Source organism: Duganella sp. 1411 (assembly GCF_017833525.1).
Taxonomy (GTDB): domain Bacteria; phylum Pseudomonadota; class Gammaproteobacteria; order Burkholderiales; family Burkholderiaceae_D; genus Rugamonas.
Genome location: NZ_JAFICD010000004.1, coordinates 218,588 through 242,587, shown reverse-complemented (window position 1 = coordinate 242,587; position 24,000 = coordinate 218,588). Strand labels below are relative to the sequence as shown.

The 24,000-nt window shown below is 67.6% G+C and carries 20 protein-coding genes; 16 read left to right on the top strand and 4 right to left on the bottom strand.

From position 1 onward, the window contains the following. Positions 1 to 137 precede the first annotated feature (137 nt). From JOD97_RS21860 to JOD97_RS21845, 4 genes are all read left to right on the top strand, one after another. Complete coding sequence (locus JOD97_RS21860; protein ID WP_209723256.1) at positions 138 to 2,159, top strand: ATP-binding protein; 2,022 nt, start codon at positions 138 to 140, stop codon at positions 2,157 to 2,159. 68 nt (positions 2,160 to 2,227) lie between these two features. Next, positions 2,228 to 3,436 (top strand): M48 family metallopeptidase, encoded by a 1,209-nt coding sequence (locus JOD97_RS21855; RefSeq protein ID WP_209723253.1) that lies wholly within the window; start codon positions 2,228 to 2,230, stop codon positions 3,434 to 3,436. 36 nt (positions 3,437 to 3,472) lie between these two features. Continuing rightward, entirely contained in the window at positions 3,473 to 4,048 is a 576-nt protein-coding gene (gene pnuC / locus JOD97_RS21850; protein WP_209723251.1) for a nicotinamide riboside transporter PnuC, read from the top strand. Between the two features lie 130 nt (positions 4,049 to 4,178). Further along, positions 4,179 to 5,726 carry a methyl-accepting chemotaxis protein gene (locus JOD97_RS21845; protein WP_209723248.1) on the top strand — a complete coding sequence of 516 codons (1,548 nt, stop codon included), beginning with the start codon at positions 4,179 to 4,181 and terminating at the stop codon, positions 5,724 to 5,726. Positions 5,727 to 5,897: 171 nt separating this feature from the next. Here the strand turns inward: JOD97_RS21845 and JOD97_RS21840 are convergent. Then, a protein-coding gene (locus JOD97_RS21840; protein ID WP_229264634.1) for an IS3 family transposase occupies positions 5,898 to 7,267 on the bottom strand; the annotation gives its coding sequence in 2 pieces (ribosomal slippage) (positions 5,898 to 6,793 and positions 6,793 to 7,267; 1,371 coding nt in all). A 47-nt stretch (positions 7,268 to 7,314) separates the two neighbouring features. Next, positions 7,315 to 8,130 (bottom strand): response regulator, encoded by an 816-nt coding sequence (locus JOD97_RS21835; RefSeq protein WP_209723245.1) that lies wholly within the window; start codon positions 8,128 to 8,130, stop codon positions 7,315 to 7,317. Between the two features lie 545 nt (positions 8,131 to 8,675). Between JOD97_RS21835 and JOD97_RS21830 the strand changes: the two genes are divergently transcribed. From JOD97_RS21830 to JOD97_RS21820, 3 genes are all read left to right on the top strand, one after another. Continuing rightward, positions 8,676 to 9,170: a helix-turn-helix domain-containing protein gene (locus JOD97_RS21830; RefSeq protein WP_209723242.1), complete on the top strand. Its 495-nt coding sequence runs from the start codon at positions 8,676 to 8,678 to the stop codon at positions 9,168 to 9,170. Positions 9,171 to 9,327: 157 nt separating this feature from the next. After that, on the top strand, positions 9,328 to 9,861 hold the full coding sequence (locus JOD97_RS21825) for a DUF4142 domain-containing protein (protein ID WP_209723240.1): 534 nt from the start codon (positions 9,328 to 9,330) through the stop codon (positions 9,859 to 9,861). 192 nt (positions 9,862 to 10,053) lie between these two features. After that, positions 10,054 to 12,975, top strand: coding sequence for a diguanylate cyclase (locus JOD97_RS21820; RefSeq protein WP_209723237.1), 2,922 nt, complete (start codon positions 10,054 to 10,056; stop codon positions 12,973 to 12,975). 5 nt (positions 12,976 to 12,980) lie between these two features. Here the strand turns inward: JOD97_RS21820 and JOD97_RS21815 are convergent, their stop codons facing one another. Further along, positions 12,981 to 13,448 carry an OsmC family protein gene (locus tag JOD97_RS21815; RefSeq protein WP_209723234.1) on the bottom strand — a complete coding sequence of 156 codons (468 nt, stop codon included), beginning with the start codon at positions 13,446 to 13,448 and terminating at the stop codon, positions 12,981 to 12,983. Positions 13,449 to 13,543: 95 nt separating this feature from the next. Here JOD97_RS21815 and JOD97_RS21810 point away from each other — a divergent pair, with 95 nt between their 5' ends. The 5 genes from JOD97_RS21810 (at position 13,544) to JOD97_RS21790 (ending at position 18,702) form a co-directional block, all read left to right on the top strand. Continuing rightward, positions 13,544 to 14,107 (top strand): DNA-3-methyladenine glycosylase I, encoded by a 564-nt coding sequence (locus JOD97_RS21810; protein ID WP_209723231.1) that lies wholly within the window; start codon positions 13,544 to 13,546, stop codon positions 14,105 to 14,107. Further along, the gene (gene mnmC, locus JOD97_RS21805) at positions 14,104 to 15,789 is read left to right on the top strand and encodes an FAD-dependent 5-carboxymethylaminomethyl-2-thiouridine(34) oxidoreductase MnmC (RefSeq protein WP_209723228.1); all 1,686 of its coding nucleotides are present in this window, start codon (positions 14,104 to 14,106) and stop codon (positions 15,787 to 15,789) included. The genes JOD97_RS21810 and mnmC overlap by 4 nt, the downstream gene beginning before the upstream one ends. Before the next feature lie 148 nt (positions 15,790 to 15,937). Continuing rightward, entirely contained in the window at positions 15,938 to 16,669 is a 732-nt protein-coding gene (locus tag JOD97_RS21800) for a sensor histidine kinase KdpD (protein WP_209723225.1), read from the top strand. Further along, the gene (locus tag JOD97_RS21795) at positions 16,666 to 18,363 is read left to right on the top strand and encodes a tetratricopeptide repeat-containing response regulator (protein WP_209723222.1); all 1,698 of its coding nucleotides are present in this window, start codon (positions 16,666 to 16,668) and stop codon (positions 18,361 to 18,363) included. The genes JOD97_RS21800 and JOD97_RS21795 overlap by 4 nt, the downstream gene beginning before the upstream one ends. Before the next feature lie 123 nt (positions 18,364 to 18,486). Then, the gene (locus JOD97_RS21790; protein ID WP_209723220.1) at positions 18,487 to 18,702 is read left to right on the top strand and encodes a hypothetical protein; all 216 of its coding nucleotides are present in this window, start codon (positions 18,487 to 18,489) and stop codon (positions 18,700 to 18,702) included. Positions 18,703 to 18,727: 25 nt separating this feature from the next. Here the strand turns inward: JOD97_RS21790 and JOD97_RS21785 are convergent, their stop codons facing one another. After that, a complete protein-coding gene (locus JOD97_RS21785; protein ID WP_229264633.1) occupies positions 18,728 to 19,474 on the bottom strand; it encodes a PhaM family polyhydroxyalkanoate granule multifunctional regulatory protein in 747 nt (248 codons plus the stop codon). 174 nt (positions 19,475 to 19,648) lie between these two features. Between JOD97_RS21785 and JOD97_RS21780 the strand changes: the two genes are divergently transcribed. The 4 genes from JOD97_RS21780 (at position 19,649) to JOD97_RS21765 (ending at position 23,997) form a co-directional block, all read left to right on the top strand. After that, positions 19,649 to 20,842 (top strand): DUF3108 domain-containing protein, encoded by a 1,194-nt coding sequence (locus tag JOD97_RS21780; RefSeq protein ID WP_209723216.1) that lies wholly within the window; start codon positions 19,649 to 19,651, stop codon positions 20,840 to 20,842. A gap of 1 nt (position 20,843) precedes the next feature. Beyond that, the gene (locus JOD97_RS21775; protein WP_373999909.1) at positions 20,844 to 21,629 is read left to right on the top strand and encodes a DUF3108 domain-containing protein; all 786 of its coding nucleotides are present in this window, start codon (positions 20,844 to 20,846) and stop codon (positions 21,627 to 21,629) included. 210 nt (positions 21,630 to 21,839) lie between these two features. Next, a complete protein-coding gene (locus JOD97_RS21770; RefSeq protein WP_209723214.1) occupies positions 21,840 to 23,216 on the top strand; it encodes a hypothetical protein in 1,377 nt (458 codons plus the stop codon). Beyond that, on the top strand, positions 23,209 to 23,997 hold the full coding sequence (locus tag JOD97_RS21765; protein ID WP_209723212.1) for a hypothetical protein: 789 nt from the start codon (positions 23,209 to 23,211) through the stop codon (positions 23,995 to 23,997). The genes JOD97_RS21770 and JOD97_RS21765 overlap by 8 nt, the downstream gene beginning before the upstream one ends. The last annotated feature ends 3 nt before the right edge of the window (positions 23,998 to 24,000 follow it).

The window sequence follows — 24,000 nt, the reverse complement described above, 5'->3', positions numbered from 1 at the left end:
CGATCAGGTAGTTGATTTATTAAGCGATGTGGCGGGCCGTGGCGTTGCTTGCTAACTACAATGCGCGTCCGCCGGCCTATTGTGCGCCGCCGAACAATACACTTGTTACACTTTGGCTTTCTGCAAACAAAGTCATCATGGCGGCCCACTCCGTTACCACTCTGTCCTTCCCCGCCGCCGACGCGCACGCGTACCGCTTCATCGGCCAGGGCACGCCCATGCGCGACATGGTGCGCGATTTTCCGTGGCACACCACGGCGCTGGGCGCGATCGACGACTGGCCGGCGGCGCTGCGCACGGCGGTCGGCATCGTCATGCATTCGGTGCATCCGATGTTCCTGTGGTGGGGCGAACAACTGACCCAGGTCTACAACGACGCCTACGTGCCGTGCTTCGGCGAGGGCAAGCATCCGGCCGCGCTGGGGCACCGGGGACGCGAATGCTGGGCCGAGATCTGGCCCATCATCGGCCCGCAGATCGAGGAGGTGCGCAACGGCGGCGAGCCGCGCTGGTACGCCGACAACCTGGTGCCGATCTGGCGCAACGGCCGCATCGAGGACGTCTACTGGAGCTACACCTACACGCCGGTGTTCGGCGCCGACGACCGCGTCGCCGGCGTGCTGGTGGTGTGCACCGAGACCACCGCCCAGGTGCTGGCCGAGCGCCGCCGCCACGCGCTCGACCTGCTGGCGCGCCGGTTGCTGGCCTGCCGCAGCGAGGCCGACGTGCGCGCCGGCATCGCCGCCAGCGCCGCCGACGATCCGGGCGACCTGCTGTCGGTGGTGTTGCTACGCGGTCCGGGCGCGGCGGCCGCCGACGGCGCCGCGATCGGCCATTGCGCCGCCGGCGACCCGTCCGTGGTGGTCGTCAGCGGCGCCGAACTGCAGCTGTGCGACGAGCTGGCGCTGGCGTTCCGCGTCTCGCCGCGGCTGCCGCTCGACGCCGCCTTCCGCCGCTTCCTGGAACAGTACACGGCCACCGTGTGCGCCACCCTGAGCCGGCTCGACAGCGACCGCGCGCTGGCCGAGGCGATGGCCGAGAGCGAGCGCCTCAACGCCGACCTCAACGCGTCCTCGCGCATCAAGGATGAATTCCTGGCCATGCTCGGCCACGAGCTGCGCAATCCGCTGGCGCCTATCGTCACCGCGCTCAAGCTGATGAAGCTGCGCGGCGGCGAACACAGCGAGACGGTCCACGAGCAGGAGGTGATCCAGCGCCAGGTCGACCACCTGGTGCGGCTGGTCGACGACCTGCTCGACGTCTCGCGCATCGCCAGCGGCAAGGTCGAGCTGCGCAAGGAGACGGTGGCGCTGGCGGACGTGCTCAACAAGGCGATCGAGATGGCCAGCCCGCTGCTCGAGCAAAAACAGCACCGGCTGCTGGTCGACGTCGCGCCGGTGCGCTGGCACGGCGATCCGGCGCGGCTGGCGCAGGTGGTGTCCAACCTGTTGAGCAACGCGGCGCGCTACACCCCGGCCGGCGGCCACGTGACCTTGGCCACGCGCGTCAAGGACCGTTCGCTGCAAATCCAGGTCACCGACGACGGCTCGGGCATCTCGGCCGCGCTGCTGCCGCACGTGTTTGATTTGTTCGTGCAGGGCAACCGCCTGGTCGACCGCGCCAAGGGCGGGCTGGGCATCGGCCTGGCGCTGGTGCGCAACCTGGTGCAGATGCACGGCGGCGAGGTGGCCGCCTACAGCGCCGGCGAGGGGCGCGGCAGCACCTTCACGCTGACCCTGCCCGATTCGGTGGTGGAGCAGGCGGCCGCGCCGGACGCCCTCGGCGAGCCGGTGGCGGCGGCCGGCGGCGGCACGCGGGTGCTGGTGGTCGACGACAACCAGGACGCCGCCGATTCGCTGGCCGACCTGCTCGGCGCGCTCGGCTACAGCGCCAGCGTGGCCTACGATCCGGCCCAGGCCCTGGCCGAGGCGGCCAGGGCGATGCCGCAGGTGGCCATCCTCGACATCGGCCTGCCCGGCATGGACGGCTTCGAACTGGCGGCCCATTTGCGCCGGCTGCCGCGCGGCGACGGCGTCAAGCTGATCGCGCTGTCGGGCTACGGCCAGGAGAACGACAAGCACCGCAGCCGCGAGGCCGGCTTCGCCGCCCACCTCGTCAAACCGATCAATATCGCCGAGTTGCAGGCAACGTTATCATAAAGAGTTGTATTTTTCGTAAATAAACCGCTAGAATAGCTCCCGGGAAACTTTTGCCGGCCGGGAGCGATATGGAATTGGTGTACAAGAACGAAAAGGCGTTGTTCGGCCTGATGCTGGCGGTGTCGCTGCTGGTCTGGGCCGCGCTGCTGGCGGCCACCATGGGCATGGCGCTGCTGTACGTGCTGCTGTTCTTCGTCACCTACTGTTTCGCCCAGTCGGCGCTGGTGTCCTGGCTCAAGGGCACGGGGGTGCGCATCACGGCGCAGCAGTTCCCCGACCTGCGCGAGCGCATCGACGCCTGCTGCCGCCGGCTGGGCCTGGAGCGGGCGCCGGAGGCGTATCTGCTGCAGATGGGCGGCACGCTCAACGCCTTCGCCACGCGCTTTCTCGGCAATAACTTCATCGTGCTGTATTCGGACGTCGTCGACGCCCTCGAGGACCATCCGGACGCGATCAATTTCTACATCGGCCACGAGATCGGCCACCTCAAACGCCAGCACCTGCGCTGGTCGGCGCTGCTGGCGCCGGCGTCGTGGCTGCCGCTGCTGGGCGCGGCGTACGCCCGCGCCCGCGAGTACACGTGCGACCGCCACGGCTTCCACGCCTGCGACGACCTCAAAAGCGCGCAGGTGGGGCTGGCGGCGCTGGCGGCCGGCGGCAAGCGCTGGCGCCAGCTGAGCGCGTCCGGCTACGCGGCCCAGGCGCAGCAGTCGTCCGGCTTCTGGATGTCGTTCCACGAACTGGTGGGCGACCAGCCGTGGCTGGTCAAGCGCATGGCGGCGATGCGCGCGCTGGCGCGCGGCGGCGAGGTCGAGCAGCCCGGCCGCCACGGCCTGGCCTATGCGCTGGCGCTGTGCGTGCCGCGGCTGGGCGTGGGCGGCGCCGGCTCGCTGCTGGCGGTGCTGGCGCTGGCCGGCGCGCTGGCGGCGGTGGCCGTGCCGGCCTACCAGGATTACGCCACGCGCGCGCGCATGGCGCAGGTGGTCGGCGTCGGCCAGGAGGCGACGGCGGCGGTGGAACGCTATTTCTACGCCCACGGCAGCGCCCCGGCGACGCTCGAGCAGGCCGGCTACGCGATGGACGATCCGAACCACGTGGTGCAGAACATCACCGTCGACGCCGCCAACGGCATGGTGCACGTGTTCCCGGCCGACCTGAACTATCGCGGCAAGGCTATTGCGTTCACGCCTAGCCTGGACGAGAATAAGCGCGTGGCCTGGCGCTGCGGCAGCGAGGCCATCCCGGCCAAGCTGCTGCCGGCCGCTTGCCACCCGTAGCGGGGGCCCCCGCGCCACCGCCTCGAAGGACGCCTTTTGACCACACCGCTGGAACTCGCCGCCAATGCCGTCATGACGCTGTCCATCGTGCTCGCCGGACGCAACAACGTGCATTCGTGGTGGCTGGGCGTGATCGGCTGCGCCATGTTCGCGGCGCTGTTCTACGGTTCCCGGCTGTACGCCGACGTCGCGCTGCAGCTGTTCTTCATCGTCACCTGCCTGGTCGGCTGGCGCCGCTGGGCCGCCGGCGGCGGCCGGGCGCTGCCCATTTCGCTGGCGCGGCCGGTACTGCTGGGCTCGATGAGCGCGGCCGGACTGGCGGCCACCGCCGCCTACGGCCTGATGCTGCAAGCGTGGACCGACGCCTACGCGCCGTTCATCGATTCGGCGGTGCTGATGTTCAGCATCATCGCGCAACTGCTGCTGATGGGGCGGCGGCTGCAGACCTGGCCGTTCTGGCTGCTGGTCAACACCGTCTCGATCCCGCTGTACGCCAGCCGCGGCCTGTACCTGACGGCCGCGCTGTACGGGGCCTACTGGGTCAACGCGCTGGCCTCGTGGTTCTTCTGGCGCCGCCAGATGGTGGCGGGCGCGACGGCGGGCGGCCGCTAGGCTATCCCGCCAGGACACAATTCGGCCACACATCGGCCACAATTTGACCCCCGATTGTCCCGAAATCATCGACATTGTCCTGGGCAAGCTCTATCATTGATTTCCTTGCGGAAAAAATATGGAGTGAATAATGCAATGGTTCTATGACCTCAAGATAGGTAAAAAGCTCATTCTGGCGTTCGCGGTGGTGATCGCGCTGACCTGCGTGCTGGGCTTGTTCTCGATCAACCAGCTGGTCAAGGTCAACCAGGCCTCGACCGACATCGCCACCAACTGGATGCCGGCGGTGCGTTACCTGGGGCAGATGCAGACGTCGATGTCGCGCTACCGGATCTCGGAATCGACCCACATCCTGGTGACCGAGGAGGCCGATATGGCGGCCACCGAGAAATCGATGGCGAGCCGGCTCGAGACGCTGGCCAAGCAGCAGGCGTCGTACGCGGCGCTGGTGTCCGAGGCCGAGGAAAAACGCATCTACGCCGAGCTGCAGCAAACCATGCAGGCCTACCAGGTCGAGAGCAAGAAGCTGGTGGCGCTGTCGCGCGCCGGGCAGAAGGAGGAGGCGCGCGTGCTGTTCCGCGGCGCCTCCAACAAGGTGTTCCGCCAGGTCAACGAGCAGCTCGACGCGCTGGTCAAGATCAACGACGACGGCAGCATGGCGTCGGACACGTCGGCCGCGCAGACCTTCGTGCTGGCGCGCAGGCTCATCCTCGGCACACTGGCGGCGCTGATCGTCATCAGCCTGGTGCTGGCGACGACCGTCTCGCGCGCGGTCGCCCGGCCGCTGGAGGAGGCGGTGGTGATCGCCCGCCGCGTGGCCGAGGGCGACCTCACCGGCCACATCGTCAGCCACGGCAAGGACGAGACGGGACAATTGATGTTGTCGCTCAAGGCGATGAACGACAGCCTGCTGCGGGTGGTGGGCGAGGTGCGCGGCGGCACCGACACGATCGCCACCGCGTCGGCCGAGATCGCCAGCGGCAACCTCGACCTGTCGAGCCGTACCGAGGAGCAGGCCAGCTCGCTCGAGGAGACCGCCTCGGCGATGGAGGAGTTGACCTCGACCGTCAAGCAGAACGCCGACAACGCGCGCCAGGCCAACCAGCTGGCGCTGTCCGCGTCGGGCACGGCCACCGACGGCGGCCAGGTGGTGGGCGAGGTGATCGCGACGATGGAGGCCATCAGCGCCGCCTCGCGCAAGATCGTCGACATCATCAGCGTGATCGACGGCATCGCCTTCCAGACCAACATCCTGGCGCTCAACGCCGCCGTGGAGGCGGCCCGCGCCGGCGAGCAGGGGCGCGGCTTCGCGGTGGTGGCGTCCGAGGTGCGCAACCTGGCCCAGCGCAGCGCGGCGGCGGCCAAGGAGATCAAGCAACTGATCGACGATTCGGTCACCCAGGTCGACAACGGCACGGCGCTGGTGCAGCGCGCCGGCACCACGATGACCGAGGTGGTGGCCAGCGTGCGCCGCGTCAGCGACGTGGTGGCCGAGATCTCCGCCGCCAGCCACGAGCAGAGCACCGGCATCGAGGAGGTCAACCGCGCCATCACGCAGATGGACGAGGTGACGCAGCAAAACGCGGCACTGGTGGAGGAGGCGGCGGCCGCGGCCGGCTCGCTGCAGGAGCAGGCTGCCAACCTGGCCGCCGTGGTCAGCGTGTTCCGGCTGCGCTAGCGCCGCCGTCTTCACCCCGCACGGCATGGGGACTCGGCGTCCCCGTCGTACCCCGTACGGGGTACGACCCCTATGCGAGGGGGCTCGCCGGGTGGCGGGTTTGGCCAATTAGCAAATAAAAACGCCGCACGCCGTCTGAACTGACCCCAAATAGTTGGACGGTTTAGTTTGCTAGGTAGCCAAGAGCTGAGTTCTGTATTGCACAGGACTCAGCCCTTTTAACTTGAGCTTGATACGGTCGTGATTATAGTAGTGGATGTACTTTTTGATGCCTGTTTGTAATTCGTCGACGCTGCTAAATTTGTTCAGGTAGAAGAACTCGGTCTTGAGCACGGCAAAGAAGCTTTCCATCGCCGCGTTGTCGAGACAGTTTCCCTTACGAGACATGCTTTGTTCCATGCCTTTCTGACGCAGGATGCGTTGGTAGGCAGGCATTCGATACTGCCAGCCCTGGTCGGAGTGCAGCATGGGTTTGTCGTCAGTTCTTAGCTTGGACAAGGCCTTCTGGAGCATGGAACTCACCAGTTTAAACACTGGGCGCTTGGCTGTTTCAAAGGCGACGATTTCACCGTTGTAGAGGTCCATCACCGGCGACAGATAAAGTTTTTCCCCTGCGACGTTAAACTCCGTCACGTCTGTCACCCATTTCTGATTGGCAGCCTTGGCCTCAAATTGGCGTTGTAGTACATTGGCTGCCGCTTGGCCAACCTCTCCCTTGTAGGATCGATATTTCTTGGGGCGCACCAGCGACTTCAGGCCCAGTTTGGCCATTTGCCGTTGCACGGTTTTATGGTTCACCTGCTGGCCTAGATTGCGGAGAGCGAGCGTCACGCGTCGATACCCATAACGTCCTTTGTTGAGGGCGAAAATAGATTGGATTTGCAGCTTCAGCGACTGATGCTTATCGGCGGCCTGTGCGACCTTCTGCTGATAGTAAAAAGTACTGCGCGCCAAGCCGGCCAACTTCAGCAGGTCGGCCAGAGGAAATTGTTGCCTTAGCTCGCTAACTACTTGCGCTTTTTGCGCGCTGTCGTCTGCTGCTCTCGCTGCTGTTGAACTAAGGCTTTCAACTTTTTTAGGTACGCATTCTCCATCCGCAAAAAATTCACCTCGGCGAGCAGTTCTTCGCGGGTACGGGTTTCATCATCCACATGGGGCTGAGGTAGGGGCGGCTGGGGATCTGGCATCTTCTTAGGTTTGCCGCGCTGTCGCGGCTTTAGAGCGTCTACACCACCGCTATGATAACAGCGCTCCCATGCCGGGACGCACGTGGGACTGCGAATGTTGAAGACCGCTGCAGTTTGACGATATGAAAGCTCGTTTGCCCACATGTACTCCAAAATCTGCAGCCTTCGCTCCGAAGGATAGTGGGTGAACTTCTTCACTAAACCAGCTTGCCCGTGGGATGCATATAAACCAGACCACCGCCTAACCGTTGAATGGTCCAGTGCGTGCTTTTGGGCGATCGATCTGACTCCCGCCTCGCCAAGTAGACATTCTTGGACCACTGCAAGTTTGAACTGCATGCTGTACTTCGCCATAAAAAAACCCCGAAAGTTGGTGTCCAACTTTCGGGGTTCAGTTCACGTCAGGCCTGCGGCGTTTTTCTTTGCTGGATCGAGGCGCGGAACGCGCTGGGCGTGATGCCGGTGCGCTCGCGGAAGGCGGTGGCGAAATTGCCGGCGTTGTTAAACCCGATCAGCAGCGCGATGTCCTGCACGTCCATGTCTGTGTCGCGCAGCAAGTCCTCGCCGCGGCGCAGGCGCGCCTCGCGGATGAAGGCGAACACCGTCATGCCGGTTTGCTCGCGGAAGATCTGCGACAGTTTTTCGCGGTAGGTGCCGACGCTGCGGGCGATTTCGGCCAGCCCCGGCAAGGTGGCCAGGTTGTCGGCGATCAGGCGCTTGACGGCGGCCACGATGACCGCGTCCGGATCGCTGTCGCCGGTCTTGGCGCCGGCCGCGCCGGCCTCGGCGTCGTTGGAGGCCTGGCGGCCGCGGTCGCTGACCCGGCGCGCCAGGTCCAGGTGCACCTGGATGCGCGCGGCCAGCTCGCCCGGCGAAAACGGCTTGGACACGTAATCGACGCCGCCGATCGACAGGCCCATGATGCGCTCCTCGTCGGCGTCGGCGCCGCTGAGGAAGATCACCGGGATGTCCTGCGTCACAGGGTTGGCTTTGAGCAACCTACACGCCGTGTAGCCGTCCATGCTCGGCATGCGCACGTCGAGCAGGATCAGGTCCGGGTGGTTGGCCAGGGCCAATTGATAGCCCTGCAGCCCGTTGAACGCCACCGACACCTTGTACGGCAGCTCGCTGAGCAGATCGACCAGCACACGCTGCTCGAACGCGGAGTCGTCCACGATGAGGATTTTGCGTTGGGTGCTGTCGCTGGCCGTCGGCATGGGTCACCTTGGATGGTTGATAAATTCGTCACGCCCTGTTGCGTATTATGCCTATCTTTTAAAAATTTTTAATAGTTTTCTCCGCCTACAGAACCTTGGTCACTTGCAGCAAAAGCAGGCTTTTTTTAGATCATCAATAATGGTTTCGGTGTTGGACGAAGGCAATTGTGAAATTGTTGCCACTGTGCACCTAGCCAGCCAGCACCCGGGTGCGCGCCAGCGAATGCGCGCTTGCGGCCCCACGACGGCCCTATTTCACGAAGAAATTTACTGTCGAACATGGTGAATTTTGGAGAGTTTTCAATGCCACTTTATGGTCTATGTTGAAGGATGAAACGGCCGGAGAGTGTTGTTTTTATAGAGGAAATATCTCAATCGCAAGGCCAAAAAGGAGACAAAAATTGACACCGAAAAAAAATATTCATGTCACAGGGGCTTTCCCGAGTACAAGTCGCACGTTGCCGCCGCACACCCGCCGGCCGGTCTGATCGCGCGCTGCCTTTATTACCGAGTTTTCCAGTTCAACCTGAACTAAGGAGTTACAAATGAAACATACCGATTTCGGCCGCATGCCATGCCCCATCGCCCGCAGCCTCGGCAAAGTTGGCGAATGGTGGAGCATCCTGATCCTGCGCGACGCCTTCTACGGCCTGTCGCGCTTCGACGAGTTCGAGAAGAGCCTGAAGATCGCCCCGAACATGCTGACGCGCCGCCTGGCGGGCCTGGTCGAGGGCGGCCTGATGGAGCGCCGCCAGTACAGCGCCCGGCCGCCGCGTTATGAATACGTGCTGACCAAGGCCGGCCGCGACTTCAAACCGGTGCTGCTGGCCTTCATCGCCTGGGGCAACGACCACCTGGCCCCCGAGGGCGCCAGCCTGCTGGTGGTCAGCCGCGAAACCGGCAAGCCGGCCGACCAGGTGCTGGTCGACGCCAACAGCGGCCTGGCCATCAACGACGAGGACTATATGTTCGCGCCGGGACCGGCCGCCAGCGACACCATGCGCACCCGCCTGATCGAGATCAGCAAGCACGCGTCGTAGGCCTCGCCGCTGTCCGATAAAAAACGCCGGCTTGCCGGCGTTTTGCCGTTGTGGGCGCCGGCTTTCCGTTTAATCCTTGCCTAAACGTAAGGTGCGTCCGCCATTATCCGGGCTTTGTAGAATTGATTCCTCTTCATTTCATTGGGAGGTATCCATCATGAACAACAAGATCAGGATAGCCGTCGCCGCCTGTGCGGCCGTGTTGGCCGCGGGCGCGGCCACTGCGCAAAATTTGAGCAAGGGCGACCAGCGCATCCTCACCAGCCTGGCCCAGGCCAATGTCAACGAGGTCGCCGCCGGCAACATCGCGGTGCAAAAAGCCAGCGCGCCGGAAGTGAAGGCCTTCGCCCAGAAAATGGTGGACGACCACACCAAGGGCTTGCAGGAGGTGCAGCAGGTGGCGCAGGCCAAGAACGTGACCCTGCCCACCGAGCCCGACGCCAAGCACAAGAAGATGGCCGACCGCCTCAACGCGCTCAGCGGGGCCGAGTTCGACAAGAACTATGTCGCCAACGCCGGCGTCAACGACCACAAGGCCGCGCACAAGCTGGTCGCCGACGCCCAGCAAAAGGCCAAGGACCCGGACGTCAAGGCGCTGGCGGCCAAGCTGCAGCCCACCATCGACGAGCACATGAAGTCCGTGCCGCAGATGGCGGCCGGCAAGACGGACGCGCCCCGGACGCAGCAGTAAAGCGGCGCGCCAACGGGCGAACGGTCGGTGGCGGCGTGGCCGCCAGCGCCGACCCAGGTAGCTTCCCCGGCCGGAAAACGCGCTGCGGCCGGGCGGCCTGAAAACTGTGGAATAATGCTGGAAGCGTGTTTAAATGCGCTCCGGCAACTAGCCGGCGGGCGACACACAGTCAAAGGATGTTACTTGGTGGACATGTTTGCTCTCGATGAAGAGCTGGCGCGGTGGGAGGCGGCGTTGCCGGAGACATCCGGCGCGCGGCGCCTGCCGCTGCTGGTGGCGCTCGCCTGGCATCTGCGCCAGCGCGCGCCGGCGCGCGCCCGCGCCTTGTCCGCCGACATCGTCCCGCTGCTGGCGACGCTGCCGCCGTCGGCGGCGCTGCTGGCGCGCGGCCGCCTGCTGCTTATCGCCGCCGAGGCCGACTGGCTCAACGGCCAGCTCGACACCGCCCAATATCAGGCCGAACAGGCACTATTGCTGTTTGAGCAAGCCTCCGGCGCGCCTGTTTCCATCCATTCCACCGATCCCGGCGACGTCGAACCGTGCCGCGCCGCCGCGGCCGGGCCGTCGGCGGCCGCCTGCGCCAGCGCCGACGCCTGCTGGGTGCTGGCCTGGGTGGCCAACGACCGCGGCGACAGCGCGGCCGGCGACGCCTGGCTGGCGCGCGCCGGCGCGGCCGCGCGCGACGGCGGCGACCCGGTGCGGCAGGACGTGATCGACGCCGCCGCAGGCATCTGCGCCGCGTTCGGCGACCTGCGGGCCGCGCAGCTGCGCTGGAGCGCGCGCTTCGGCGCCGACCCCGGCGACGCCGCGCCGGTCGCCGCCGGCTGGATCAGCGACTATTTCGGCACCTGCGCCTTCCAGCGCTGCGAGTACGGCCGCGCCATCGGCCACCTGATGCGCAGTTTCGAGACGGCGCTGGTGAGTGGCCAGATCCGCCGCGCCATCATCATCGCCACCAACATCGGCAACGGCTTCACCAGCCTCAACGCGCACGAGGCGGCGCTGGAATGGATGCAGCGCGGGCTCGACCTGGCGCGCCCGGCCGGCTGGCCGCTGAGCATCGGCATGTGCCTGATGCAGACCGCCGAGACCTTGCGCCAGCTGGGCCAGCGCGAGGCCGCGCAAACCCTGCTGCGCGAGGCGCTGCACGTGCTGACGCCGCTGTCGGGCTCGCGCGCCTACGCGGTGGCGCTGGAATACCAGGGCGACCTGGCGCTCGACCTGGGCAACCACGCGGCCGCGCTCGACAGCTTCACGCGGCTGGCCGCGCGCGGCGACGCGCTGGCGCAGACCGATTTCCAAAGCAGCGCGCGGCGCGGCCAGGCGCACGCGCTGTCGCACCTGGGCCGTCCGGCCGAGGCGCTGGCCGCAGTCAGCGGCGCGCTGGCGCTGGCGCGCGAGCATGACGACGCCTCCGGCCAGATCGCCGCGCTCAACGTGCTGGCCGACATCCACGCGCGCCACCCGCTGCCGGCGCCGCAACCGATGACGGCGCCCAACGCGGTGCTGCATTACCTGCTGCTGGCGCTGGAGATCGCCGCCACCATCGACGGCTACACGGTGCCCGGCGCGCTGCTCGACGCCGCCGCGCGCGAGTACGCGGCCATCGGCGACCACGCGCGTGCCTACGCGATGGCGCTGCGGGCCGGCGCGGCGCGCGACCAGACCCACAGCCAGCAGGCCACCAACCGCGCCGTCGCCATGCAGGTGCAGTACCAGACCGAGCGCGCGCACACCGAGGCCGAGCACCACCGCCAGCTGGCGGCGGCCGAGGCGCAGCGCGCCGAGGTGCTGCAGCAGACCAGCGCCACCCTGGCGCACCTGAGCGCGATCGGCCAGGAGATCACCGCCCACCTGGACGCGGCGGCGGTGTTCCGCGCGCTCGACCGCCACGTGCACGGGCTGCTCGACGCCACCCATTTTTCGATCTTCCTGCTCGAGTCGAACGGCGTGTGGCTGTCCTGCGCGTTCGGCGTCGAGGCCGGCCATCCGCTGCCGGCGGTGCGTTACGCGCTGTCGGACCCGCACGCCAATTCGGCGCGCTGCGTGCGCGAGCGGCGCGAGATCCTGATCGAACTGGGCGGGCAGGAGCCGACCCCCAACCTGATCCCCGGCACCTTGCCGACGTCGACCCTGCTGTTCGCGCCGCTGCGCGTGGGCGAGCGCGTGCTCGGCGCGATGACGGTGCAGTCGCCGCACGCCAACGCTTACGGCGAGCGCGAACGGCTGATCTTCCGCAGCCTGTGCGCGTTCGGCGCCATCGCGCTCGACAACGCCAGCGCCTACCGCCAGGTGGCGGCCACGCTCAAGACGCTGAGCGCGACCCAGGAGCAGCTGCTGGAGAAGAACCTGGAGCTCGAGCGCGCCTACCGGGCGCTCGAGGAGGTCAGCCTGACCGACCAGCTGACCGGCCTGCGCAACCGCCGCTTTTTCCTGCGCCATGTCGACGCCGACGTGGCGATGAGTTTGCGCGGCCACGACGACGGCCTGCAGCGCGGCCACCCGCCCGGCGGCGCCGAGCCGCAGGCGGCCAGCGACCTGGTGTTCTTCATGGTCGACATCGACCACTTCAAGGAGGTCAACGACCGCTACGGCCACGCCGCCGGCGACGCCATCCTGGTGCAGATGAAGGAGCGCCTGCTGCTGGTGTTCCGCGAATCGGACTACGTGATCCGCTGGGGCGGCGAGGAGTTCCTGGTGCTGGCGCGCGCCACCGACCGCGACGAGGCGCGCGCGCTGGCCGAGCGCATGCGGCGCGTGGTGGCCGAGCGCGATTTCACGCTGCCGGACGGCGTGCGGCTGTCGAAGACCTGCTCGATCGGGTTCGCCTGCTTCCCCTTCCTGCCGGCGCAACCGCGCCTGCTGTCGTGGTCGCAGGTGGTGGAGCTGGCCGACCAGGGCCTGTACATCGCCAAGCGCTCCGGCCGCGACGCCTGGGCGGCGCTGTACGGCACCGAGCGGGCGCGCGCCGACGGCCTGTTTCCGCGCCTGATGCACAACCTCGACGAGGCGGTCGCCGGCGGCGAGGTGCGCCTGGTCAGCAACCTGGCCGGGCCGCTGCTGCTGGGCGGCGAGCGGCGCCGGGTGGGCTTGTCGAGCGACCTGGAAACCTGAGCCGGCTACGGCGCCGGCGCCTCCACCACCACCTCGCAATTGAGCGTGTTGGCGATGTAGCAGTGCTCGTGCGCCTGGTGGTGGATCGCCTGCAGCTCCTCCTCGGCCGGCGGCGCGGTGCCGGCGAAGACGATGGCGGGGCGCAGCGCGATGCGGGTCATCGCCATCCGGCCCTGGGCGTTCTTGCCGAGGGTGCCGACGGCGCGGTCGCTGTAGCTGTCGACAGTGTGGCCGCGTTTGGCGGCGATCGACAGGAAGAACAGCATGTGGCAGCTCGACGCGGCGGCCACCAGCGCCTCCTCCGGATCGACGGCGGCGGCGTCCGACATCGGCAGCGGCACCGACAGCGGCGACGACGACGCCGGCACCACGGCGCCGCCGTCGAAGCGCCAGGTGTGGGCGCGGCTATAGCGCTGCCCGAGGAAATCCTGGCCGTCGCGCTTCCATTCCAGTGTCGCTTCGAATTGCATCATCGGCTCCTGTCGGTGGGGGATTCCATTCTAACCCGTTCCCGATGGCGCCCCGCGGTTGCTATACTCACCCTCCCGACAACCTTGTTCTCGACGCGATGACCAAAATCCGCTGCGGCTGGGCCAATCCGGCCAACCCCCTGTACCTGCACTACCACGACACCGAATGGGGCGTGCCTTGCCACGACGAGACGCGCCTGTTCGAGATGCTCAACCTGGAGGGCGCGCAGGCGGGGCTGAGCTGGGAGACCATCCTCAACAAGCGCGAGAACTACCGCGCCGCCTTCGACCAGTGGGACGCGGACAAGATCGCCGCCTACGACGCCGACAAGGTGGCCGCCTTGCTGGCCGATCCCGGCATCGTGCGCAACCGCCTGAAGGTGGCGGCGGCGGTCACCAACGCGCAGGCCTACCTGCGCCTGCGCGCCGGCGGCGGCAGCCTCGATAGCCTGCTGTGGGACTATGTCGGCGGCAAGCCGATCGTCCGTGACGGCGACCAGCGCGCGAGCAAGACGGCGCTGTCGGACCGGATCTCGAAGGACCTGGCCAAGCTGGGGTTCAAGTTCGTCGGCTCGACCATCGTGTACGCCTACATGCAGGGCATCGGCATGGTCGACGACCACGATCCGGCGTGCTTTTGCAGCAAGCGGCGCAAGCGATGACGGCATCCGCGCGGCGACGCGTCGTTCTCGATACGCACTTCGGCGACGGCGCGCGTTTTCTGGCGGCGTGGGCGTCGGCGCGGGCCGGCGCGCCGTTGCACTATCTGGCCGTGGCGCCGGCGCTGCCGGCGGCAGCGGACCTCGCCGACGCCCGGCTGCGCGCCCTGTGGCCGCTCGACGTGCCGGGCTTCCACCGGATCGTGCTCGATGACGGCCGGGTGACGCTCGATCTGCTGGTCGGCGCGCTCGACGCGGTGCTGCCGCAGGTCGAGGCGCGGGTCGACGAGTTTTTGGTTGCCGCCTGTCCGCCGGGCCTGGCGCGCGCGCTGGCGAAGCTGGCGGCGCAAGGCGCGACGCTGCACGCGCGGGCGCCGGACGAGGCGCTGGTGTGGGCGCTGACGGCGGCCGGTTTCGCCTGCCAGGCGATCGCCGCTTCGCCCGATGTCAATGCGGTCTACCGAAGCCGCCAGCCGCCGCCGGCCGCGCCGCCGCCACCGCAGCGGCGCGCGATCGTCGTCGGCGCCGGCCTGGCCGGTTCCGCCGCCTGCCAGCGCCTGTGCGCCAACGGCTGGCAGGTGACGCTGATCGAACGCCACGCCGGGCCGGCGCGCGAGGCCTCGGGCAACCTGGCCGGCATCTTCATGCCGCTGCTGTCGAAGGACGACAACATCCCGACCCGCCTGAGCCGCGCCGCCTATCTGTTCGCGCTGCGCGAGTGGCGGCGGCTGGGCGGCGTCGGCCAAGCCTTCGACGGCGCCGACTGCGGCGTGCTGCAGCTGGCGCGCGACGCCGCCCACGCGAAGGTGCAGCGCGAGGTGCTGGCGGCGTGGGACTATCCGCCGGAATACGCGCGCTGGCTGGCGGCCGACGCCGCCGGCGCGCTGCTGGGCGGCGCGACGCCGCACGGCGGCTGGCTGTTCGAACGTGGCGGCTGGGCGCGGCCGGCGTCGCTGTGCGAGGCCATGCTGGCCGCGTGCGGCGAGCGCCTGCGCCGCGTGTTCGGCGCAAGGGCGCCGGAGCTGCGGCGAGCCGGGGACGAGTGGCAGGTGCTTGGCGCCGACGGCGTGGTGATCGCCCAGGCGCCGACGGTGATCCTGGCCAACGGCACCGGCGCCGTCGACATCGCGCAGGCGGCGCGCTTGCCGCTGTCGGCGTTGCGCGGCCAGGTCACGCACCTGGCGCAGGACCAGGCGGGCGTGCCGCGCCTGCCGCTGGTGGTGTGCCGCGAGGCCTACGTGACGCCGCCCGCCAACGGCATCGTCTGCGCCGGCGCGACCTACGACAACGACGACGATCCGGCGCTGCGCGCCAGCAGCCAGCTGGAAAACCTCACGCGGCTGGCGGAGATCGTCCCCGGCGATGCGGTGGCCGCGCTGGCGGCCGGCGCGCCGCTGGCGGGGCGGGTCGGCTTTCGCTGCGCGGCGCCGGACCGCCTGCCGCTGTGCGGCGCCTTGCCCGATTACGCCGCCGCCGGGCGTCTGGAGCGCCTGCGCGACGTGCCGCGCCATCCCGGCCTGTACGGCCTGCTGGGCTACGCGTCGCGCGGCTTGATCTGGGCGCCGCTGATGGCCGAACTGCTGGTCAGCCAGCTGGAACATGCGCCGCCGCCGCTGGAGTCGGCGCTGGTGGCCGCGCTCGATCCGGGCCGCTTCCTGCTCAAGGAGCGCCGCCGCGCCCAGTGATCCCGCCGCGCAGTGATCCCGCCACAGGGCGTTGCGTTGCGGCGTTGCGTTGGCGCAAATTTGGTGCGCACAGCAGCGCCGCCGGCGTTGGCGCGGCTATATCCCACGGGATATAATCAGCGTTTGAACCGGGCGCGAGCACCGAACAATGGATGAAGACCAAGCGCGGCACTACGATGGATCGCCGGAGCTGTTGATGTTCCTGGCCTCGACGGTGCACGACATGAAGAACTCGATCGGCGTCCTCAGCGGCACGCTGGAGCACCTGATCGCCGGCGCGCCGCCGCCGTCGTCCGAACCGGCCCAGCCCCAATACGAGCAACTGGGGCAGATGCTGTACCAGACCCGCCGCCTGAACGACAACCTGATCCAGTTGCTTGCGTTGTACAAGGAGGTCGGCAAGCCCGGTTATCCGTTCGACCCCGCCGTCCACCGCGTCATCGAGTTGATCGACCAGGTCAAGGGCCAGGCGCGCATGCTGCTGCAATCGCGCGGCATCGCGCTCGACGTCGACTTCCCGGCCGACGCCATCTGGACTTTCGACGAGGACCTGATCATCGGTGTGCTGGTCCACGCCATCAACAACGCCATCCGCTACACGCGCGACCGCATCCGGCTGACCGCCAGCATCGACGGCGACTATCTGGAGCTGCGCGTGGAGGACAACGGCGACGGCTTCCCGCCGGCGATGCTGCAGACCGGCGCCGCCCTGCAAGCCGGCGGCGGCAAGGTCGATTTCATCAGCAACAGCAGCGGCCTCGGACTGTACTTTTCCAGCGAAGTGGCGCGGATGCACCGGCACCGCCTGCGCCACGGCGGCATCGCGCTGGAAAATGGCGGCGCGCTGGGCGGCGGCTGTTTCATCCTGCGGCTGCCATGAGCGCCGAAACCCAGGCCAGCGGCGATATCGACTGGGCGGAGAAGCGCTATCTGCTGGTCGACGATTTCGTCGGCATCCGCCAGCTGCTGCGCGAATCGCTGCGCAACCTCGGCGCCAAGCACATCGACCAGGCGGCCAGCGGCGGCGAGGCGATCGTGCTGCTGTCGAAGACGCGCTACGACGTCGTCATGTGCGACTACAACCTCGGCGACGGCAAGAACGGCCAGCAGGTGCTGGAGGAGGCGCGGATGCGCAACCTGATGCTGCCCAGCAGCGTGTGGCTGATGGTCTCGGCCGAGAAGAGCGTGGAGTCGGTGATGGGCGCGGCCGAGCACCAGCCGGACGCCTACATCATCAAGCCGATCACCGAGGGCGTGCTGTTGACGCGCCTGAACCGCGTGTGGAACAAGAAGCAGATCTTCCGCGAGATCGACCAGGCCTTCGCCGACAAGGACTACCTGCGCGCGGCGCGCCTGTGCGAAGAGCAGATCGCCGTCAATCCGCTGCACGAGATCGACCTGCAGCGGATGAAGGCCACCTTGCTGCTTAAAAGCGGCGTGCCCGAACAGGCGCGCGCCGTCTACGAGAAGGTGCTCGAGGAGCGCGACTACAACTGGGCGCGCTGCGGCCTCGGTAAAATCCGCATGAGCGCCGGCGACCTGGAGGCGGCGCAGCAGATGTTCCAGGCGGTGATCGCCGACAACCGCTTTTACATCGACGCCTTCGACCAGCTGGCGCTGTCGTACCAGCAGCAGGGCAAGTACGAGGAAGCCTTCGGCGTGCTGGAAAAAGCCGCCAAGCTGTCGCCCAACTCGGTGCCGCGCCAGCGCGCGTTCGGCCAGACGGCGCTCAAGCTGGGCAACATCCCGGTGGCGGAAAAAGCCTTCCGCAAATGCATAGAGATGGGCGAGTACTCGGTGGCCAAGACGGTCGACGCCTATTTCGGCCTGGCGCGCGTGTGCGGCCAGAAGAACGATACCAAGGAGGCGATCCGGCTGCTGAACGCGGCGGTCCATCAATTCGGCGGCGACCAGGTGACCTTGCGCGCCAAGATCACCGAGGGCCTGGTCTACCACGAGAGCGGCGACTACCGGCGCGCGCGCAAGTCCGGCGACGAGCTGGAGGCGATGCTGGCCGACGAGACCAAACAGCGCCCGGACAGCACCACCTGCCTCGACATGGCGACGTTGCTGTTCGCGGTGGGCGTCAAGGACGCGCCGGTCACGCTGTTGTGCTATGTCGCGCGCAACAACCATGACAACGCGCCGCTGCTGGAGGACGTGCAAAAGATCTTCGACAAGGCGCGCATGGGCGACGAGGGCATCGAGTTGATCAAGGCCTCGCGCCAGGAGGCGACCGACATGATGAACAAGGGCGTGCTGCTGTGGAAGACCGGCAAGTTGATCGAGGCGGTCGAGTGGATGCGGGTGGCGCGCAAGGCCTTGCCGCACAATATGCGCATCCTGTTTAATTCGGCGCAGATCCTGATCTCGCAGTTGCATCAGACTGGCTATGTGCGCGAGCTGGCGGAGGAGGCGATCGGCGTGTTGATGCATGTCGACGCGATCGCGCCGGGGCAGCTGCGGTTCGCGCAGCTGATGGAGCAGTTGGCGATGCTGGCGCCGGTGTCCGGCGTGGCGGCGGCGGCCGCCGCGAGCGAATACGAGGCGGCCAACGGCGCGGTTCCCGGCTGATTGCGGGGGCGGCACAACAGCCGGCTTGTTTCCGGTTCACCAAATGATTACACTGAATCGCGGCACGGCCCCGTCCGCGCCCGATTCGCTGTCACCACAAGAGCAAATAAAGGGCAAAACAATATGCGCGATATCGCAAAAGAAGTGTACGTGAAGATGAAGGTGGGCAGCGTGGCCTGGATCCGGCCGGTCGCCGCCAAGGGCGATACCCTCGACAGTTTCCAGTCGGCCCACGACGGCGCCAAGCTGCTCGAACAGGAGGGGTTGATCGATATCGAAAAAGTGCAGCGCCAGGCGGACGGCTTGATCGACGCCATCCGCATCCAGCGCCTGGCTTAGGGCCGGCGCCGGGCGGCGGCTCGGACTAGGGTTTTTCTTTGCCGGGTTTGTCGGCTTTCGCGGGCGCCGTCTTGGCCGGGGCTTTTTTCGGCGCCGGCTTGGCCGCCGGATTGCCGCTGGCCGCCGCCGCGCCTTGCGCGCCCTCGGCGCCGGCGTTCGCCGCGGCGGGCTTGGCGCCGGCGGCGGCCGCGAACTTGACCGCCGTGTCGGTGGCGCGCGCGGCGGCATCGGCCATCATCGACTCGGACGCCAACGCCGTCGATACCGCCTGCTTGAACTGATCCTGCAGCAGATTCCACCACACGGCCGGATTGGGCATTTGCGCGGCGGCGTCCGGGACGGGTTTCGCGGCCGGCGCTTCTTCCGCCTTGGGCGCGGCTTGCTGTGAAGGGGCAGGCGGCGCAGGCGGTGCGGAATGCGCCGGCGGCCAGGATGGCGTGCTGGCCGGGCCCTTGTCGGCCTCGCGCGCGTGGTGGAAGAAGGCCGACGCGTACGGGTTGGCGTCGAAGATCGACTTGTCGTTGGCGCCCGTGTTGACGGCCGCCGCCAGGCTGGCGCCGACCGATTTGAGCGTGGCGATGGTGCCGCGCTGCACTTCGAGCGCCTGGATGCTGCCGCGCAGCATGCTCATATTGAGGTTGAGCCAACTCTCGACGGCCTTCAGGTCGTTGATTTTCTTATCCAGCTCGTCCACCGACAGGGTCGGCGCGGTCAGCCCGGGAACGCTCATGCTGCCCCACAGGTTTTTGACAAAATCTAAAGTATCCGTCATCACTCCGGCGCCTGGAATGTTCGGCATCTGCGTATTGGCCATATATATGTCTCCTGTGGGATCAGGTTTCAGCGTAGCAGATATCCGGGCCGCATTCAAAAAGATTTTGACAACATTTCCATCGCCGCGCGGGGGCGGGCCGATGGCAAGCCGCGAACACGTTAAACTAGCGGCATGACGATTGTTTCCTACCTCTTTCAGCGACGCCGCCTGCTTGCCGTGTGCGCGGCCACGCTGGCCCTGCACTTCGCGGCGATCGACTGGGCGGGCAATCACCTCGGGTCCGCCGCCTCGCGCACGACGCCCCATCCGCCGTCGGTGATGACGGCGCAGCTGCGCCTGACCTTGCCCAAGCGCGTCGAGAGCGCGCCGCTGGTGGACGTCAAGCCGTTGGCGCCGCGCGAGGCGCCGCCGCCGCGCCCCCGCCGCGCGCCGCCGCCCGAGCCGCTGCCACCGCCGCCGGAATCGGCGCCGCCCGGCGACGTGCTGGTCGCCGTCAACGCCACGCCGGTACCGGTGGGCGACGCGGCCGCGGACGGGGACGGGACCGCGACGGGCGGCAAGGCTGCCGACCAGGCGCAGGCCGGCGCCGGGCGGGCGCAGACGGGCGCGCCGCCGGTCGCGGCCGAGGCGCCGGCGGCCGCGCCGGCCGATCCGGCGCCGTCGCCGGCGCCGGCGCAGGCCATGCGGCGCTACAAGGTCCATCTGCCGCCGTCGGCCAGGTTCGACATGGCGGTGGCGCGGGTCGACGCCGACGGCACCAAATGGACGGGCTCCGCGTCGATGACGTGGCATACTGACGGCAGCCGTTACGACGCCTCGGTCGAAGCCGGGATCAGCCTGCTGGTGACGCGCATCAACCTGCTGGTGCTGCGCAGCGAGGGCGTCATCGACGACTTCGGCATCGCGCCGCTCAAGGTCACCGAAAAGCGCACGCGCCGGGCCGAGACCGCGACCCACTTCAACCGCGACCGGAACACGATCACGTTCTCGGCGTCCGAGCGCAGCTACCCGTTGCTGACGGGCGCGCAGGACAAGGCGACTGTGCCGTTCCAGCTGGGGGGCATCGGCCGCGCCGACGTCAACCAGTTCGGCGGCGATATCGACCTGCAGGTCGGCGACGAGAAGGAAGCGACGATCTTCCGCTTCCAGCTGGTCGGCGAGGAAGAATTGGACACGAAGATGGGCAAGGTGGTCACCTGGCACCTGACGCGGCCGCCCAAGCCGGGCTCGTACTCGTCGCGGCTGGACATATGGCTGGCGCCGGGGATGAACTGGTACCCGGTGCAGATGCGCAACACCGAAGCGAGCGGCGCGCTGACCACGCAAACCGTCTCCAACATTACGATGACAGAATCCGGAAAATAACATGCAAAAAACTCGAACCGTCCGTCCGCCGCGCGCCGCCGTGCTACTGGCGTTAATCCTCGGCGCCGGCGCCATGGCGGGCGCGCACGCGGCCTCCGACGCCGCCGCCGGCCCCCATCCCAGCGTCAAGCGGGCGCACAGCGAACCGCCGTCGGCGGACCTGAGCTACAACATCGCGGCCCGGCAGCACGGGCTGACCATCAACGGCACGGCCGCCGTGCAATGGCGCGCCGGCGACGGCAAATACTCGCTGGCGGTGGAAAGCCGGGCCGCCATCTTCGGCAAGATCCTCGAAACGCGCAGCGAAGGGCTGATCGACGACTACGGTCTGGCGCCGGTGGCGTTTTACGAAAAGCGCTTCCGCAAGGAGGCCAACACCACCAGCTTCAAGCGCGACGCCAAGACCATCAGCTTCAGCGTCGGCGACGAGACCTACCCGATCAAGGGTGGCGAGCAGGACCGGGCCAGCATCCAGTGGCAGATCGCCGCGCAGGCGCGGGCCACGCCGGACAAGTTCAAGCCGGGCAGCGAATGGTCGTACTTTGTGGCCGGCCGGCGCGACGCCGAGCAATGGAGCTTCAAGGTGGCCAACGTCGAACCGGTGCAGACCGGCGGCGGCGAGGTCAGCGCCGTGCACCTGGTGCGCGGGCCGCTGGCCGACGACAAGGGCTCGCAGGTGGACCTGTGGCTGGCGCCGTCGATGGACTGGTACCCGGTACGGGTGGTGTTCAAGGACGCCGACGGCGACTTCGTCGACCAGACCCTGGACAAGGTTGTCAAAAAATAAACTCCGGGGTCAGGTCCACCATTTCTACACGGCCTGGGCCGTATCGGCGCGGCCGGGCGCCGGAACGTTGAGGCCGTGTAGAAATGGCGGACCTGACCCCGCCCGCCGAAATGGCGGACCTGCCCGCGCCCGCCTGCTATACTGACGCCCCCGCGATGATGATGCTTTGTTGCACGATTTGCAATCGCGTTGCGACCAGAATGGCAGAGAATGATTGAACCTATAACAAGTGAGTCCGCGTCCGAGCAGGCGCTGGACCAGCAAGATACGCAAAACAGCCTCCAGGCCCACTTCAAGCCGAACATTTCGGCCGACGAAATCGAGCAGGTCTACCACCTGAAACGCGCGCAGCCGCTGCTGCAGGTGTTCACGGCGCTGTTCCACGGCGGTTTCGACGGCGTGCTGGTGCGCCTGCTGGTGCTGCGCGAGCTGGCCGCCGACACCGCCTCGGCCAGCTTCACGCGCGCCGACATCAACACCCGCCTGGCCTATCTGCTGCCCGAGAGCCTGGAGACGGTCCTGATGCGCCTGCGCACCAACCAGCTGCTCGCCTGGGACGCGCAGCACGCCGTCTACCGCGTCACGCCGATGGCGCGCAACGTGCTGTCGGCGATCGACGCGCTGCTGGCCATGGGTAAAGAGGAAGATCCGGCCGACATGGGCTATCTGCTGTCGCAGGTGGCCGGCGCCCAGGTGATGGGCGGCGTTACCGTCGACCAGCTGCAGCACTTGCTGGGCCGCCTGGTGGAGCTGACCGAGGAATTCTCCGACGCCATCGCCTCCGGCTCCGAGTTCCGCCTGCGCGCCTCGCAGGCCAAGTGGCACATGGCCTGCGACTGGGTCGAGAAGGGCTCCGAGATCCTGCGCGCCATCCTGTCCGACGAAAACGCCGACAGCGCCACGCACCGCGCGGCGCAGGCGATCGGCCGCGCGCAATCGGCGCTGCTCAACATGCAGGGCATGTTCTCGCGCGCCCTGAACCAGATCGAGCGCCAGCGCGTGCACCTGGGCCAGTCCGGCCTGTCGACCACCGACATCAAGCGCTGGCTGCTGCTGCACGAGGACCTGGCCTCGCTGGCCGAAGGCGCCATCGACCAGCCGGTGGTGCCGCTGTTTATCACCCCGGCCGAGATGATCGACGTCGCCGAGACCGAGCTGCTGGCCGACCGCGCCGTCAGCGCCGTCGCCGGCGGCCTGCCGTCCGGCGAGGACGCGCCGACCACCATCAGCGACGGCCCGGCGATGCAGCAGGAGCTCGACGAGTGGCTCTCGCGCCTGGCCGATTTCGCCACGCTGGCCAACCTGCCGGCCCCCAAGGCCGGGGAGGCGCCGCCGTCGATCCCGGTGCAGGATACGCTGCTGCCGGCGACGTTCGCCGTGGCCTCGTACCGCGCCTCGCTGCTGCCGCTGCTGGGCGACGCCGACGAGGCGCGCCTGCAGGGCGCCACCGGCGACCTGGCGCGCCTGCCGGTCACCTTCAACCCCTGCGACGAAATGGTACAGCTGCCTGATTTGCACGTGGCGGCGATGTCCCTGGCCTCCCTCTCACTTTCTTTGAAACCGGAAGGCGACAAGTCCGATGAATGACGATTCCCAAATCCTGATCGCGCGCCTGCTGACGCATCAACACCTGCGCCGCGACGACAAACTGGTCAAGCGCGTGCTGTCGGACGAATTGTTCCGCGCCGAAGTCGACGCGCGCCTGCTGGCCACCGGCCTCAAACTGCTCGACAACGTCTACGCCGACCACGTGACCCTGGCGCTGCACCGCGCCATCGAGCCGAAGATCTTCGGCGCGCGCGACGTCTGGCAAAACAATAACTTCGGCCTGTCGCGCGACGGCGTGGCCCTGCTGGTGGTGCTGTGGGCGCAGATCATCCTGCCCAAGCGCGAACGCCAGGAGACCCACCAGCACGCGGACGACGAGCAAAACGACATGTTCGGCATCGAAAAGCCGCTGCCGCGCGCCGAGGACACCTCGATCGGCATCGCCTACAAGGCGCTGCTGGCCGACTTCGGCGACAAGTTGGGCAAGAAGACGCGCCTCGACATGAACCTCGGTATCCTGGCCAAGCTGGGCTTCATCGAGCGGCGCGGCGACGTCATCGTCGAAGGCCCGTTGCTGGACCTGATGATGGACACCGACCAGCTCAAGGAGCGCATCATCAACGGCGCGCTGGCCGACGTCTTCAAACGCTCGCCGGCGCAGATCATTCCGGTGCCGCGCCGCACGCCGCCGATCGCCGCCAACGACGACGAACCGGCGGCGGAGCAGGGCGCCGACGAGGCCCAGGACGATGCGCAAGACGGCGCCATGCCGGCGTTCGACATCCCGCCCGACGACACCGACCTGCCCACCAAGGACTAAACC

Coding starts and splice junctions, on each gene's coding strand:
- JOD97_RS21765 (WP_209723212.1), top strand. CDS start 23,209: ATGAATGACGATTCCCAAATCCTGATCGCGCGCCTGCTGACGCATCAA.
- JOD97_RS21770 (WP_209723214.1), top strand. CDS start 21,840: ATGATTGAACCTATAACAAGTGAGTCCGCGTCCGAGCAGGCGCTGGAC.
- JOD97_RS21785 (WP_229264633.1), bottom strand. CDS start 19,474: ATGACGGATACTTTAGATTTTGTCAAAAACCTGTGGGGCAGCATGAGC.
- JOD97_RS21790 (WP_209723220.1), top strand. CDS start 18,487: ATGCGCGATATCGCAAAAGAAGTGTACGTGAAGATGAAGGTGGGCAGC.
- JOD97_RS21825 (WP_209723240.1), top strand. CDS start 9,328: ATGAACAACAAGATCAGGATAGCCGTCGCCGCCTGTGCGGCCGTGTTG.
- JOD97_RS21810 (WP_209723231.1), top strand. CDS start 13,544: ATGACCAAAATCCGCTGCGGCTGGGCCAATCCGGCCAACCCCCTGTAC.
- JOD97_RS21795 (WP_209723222.1), top strand. CDS start 16,666: ATGAGCGCCGAAACCCAGGCCAGCGGCGATATCGACTGGGCGGAGAAG.
- JOD97_RS21830 (WP_209723242.1), top strand. CDS start 8,676: ATGAAACATACCGATTTCGGCCGCATGCCATGCCCCATCGCCCGCAGC.
- JOD97_RS21775 (WP_373999909.1), top strand. CDS start 20,844: ATGCAAAAAACTCGAACCGTCCGTCCGCCGCGCGCCGCCGTGCTACTG.
- JOD97_RS21845 (WP_209723248.1), top strand. CDS start 4,179: ATGCAATGGTTCTATGACCTCAAGATAGGTAAAAAGCTCATTCTGGCG.
- mnmC (WP_209723228.1), top strand. CDS start 14,104: ATGACGGCATCCGCGCGGCGACGCGTCGTTCTCGATACGCACTTCGGC.
- JOD97_RS21780 (WP_209723216.1), top strand. CDS start 19,649: ATGACGATTGTTTCCTACCTCTTTCAGCGACGCCGCCTGCTTGCCGTG.
- JOD97_RS21855 (WP_209723253.1), top strand. CDS start 2,228: ATGGAATTGGTGTACAAGAACGAAAAGGCGTTGTTCGGCCTGATGCTG.
- JOD97_RS21860 (WP_209723256.1), top strand. CDS start 138: ATGGCGGCCCACTCCGTTACCACTCTGTCCTTCCCCGCCGCCGACGCG.
- JOD97_RS21800 (WP_209723225.1), top strand. CDS start 15,938: ATGGATGAAGACCAAGCGCGGCACTACGATGGATCGCCGGAGCTGTTG.
- JOD97_RS21815 (WP_209723234.1), bottom strand. CDS start 13,448: ATGATGCAATTCGAAGCGACACTGGAATGGAAGCGCGACGGCCAGGAT.
- JOD97_RS21820 (WP_209723237.1), top strand. CDS start 10,054: ATGTTTGCTCTCGATGAAGAGCTGGCGCGGTGGGAGGCGGCGTTGCCG.
- JOD97_RS21835 (WP_209723245.1), bottom strand. CDS start 8,130: ATGCCGACGGCCAGCGACAGCACCCAACGCAAAATCCTCATCGTGGAC.